The sequence below is a fragment of the Microbacterium barkeri genome, from assembly GCF_027921765.1.
In the GTDB taxonomy this organism is placed as follows: Bacteria; Actinomycetota; Actinomycetes; order Actinomycetales; family Microbacteriaceae; genus Microbacterium; species Microbacterium barkeri.
Window position 1 is genome coordinate 1 of sequence record NZ_BSEJ01000050.1, and the last position, 648, is coordinate 648.

General features: G+C 61.0%; 1 protein-coding gene. It reads right to left on the reverse strand.

The window, feature by feature from the left end; translation table 11 throughout:
• On the reverse strand, positions 1-648 hold a 648-nt coding region (locus PKE79_RS16560), incomplete at both ends, for a hypothetical protein (RefSeq protein ID WP_271174794.1).

The following is a 648-nucleotide window of genomic DNA, read 5'->3' on the forward strand; positions in this document are numbered from 1 at the left end:
TTTGTCGACCGGAGGCTGTTCTCCAGCGAGGTGGTCCGCGTGCCGATGCTGCTGAGCGTATCGCCCTGCTGGCTAACCGTGGTGGTCAGTGAATCCACCGCTTTTGCGGTCGCATCTGCGGTTTTCTGCGCACTGTTCGCCGCCGTCACGTTGCGCATATGCCAGTCGGCAGCGTACCAGACGGTGCCGAACGGGCTGGACTGATTAACCTGCAGGAACGGTCGCAGGAAGTTCGTGTCAGCCGGCACAGTAAAGCGCCAGGTGGTTCGTTTCCACGCGGAGGTGGTCTTAGTGTTGCCCCCGGACGCTCTCGCCCCGATACCGCCGGTGGCGGTGGTGGCCCGACCGATATAGAAATTAAAGTCGGCGCTGCCTGTACCACACGCTACCAGAGCAGACATTTCGAAAACGTCGCCCGGTGTCACGGCGATGTTGTTGATTTTTGGCACATGGTCTCGCCCGGCCAGCCGGACGGCATACCTGAACGGGCAGTCAGCCGGCACACCATCGGCGGTGGTCTCCACCACGTCATAACCCATACGGTCATACGCCGGATCAAATGAAGGGTTTGGAATGTAATCATCCCCGGCAGCATTCCCGGCGTTCACCGCTGCCGTCAGGCTGACGCTGTTGCTGTTGGCTGCCGTG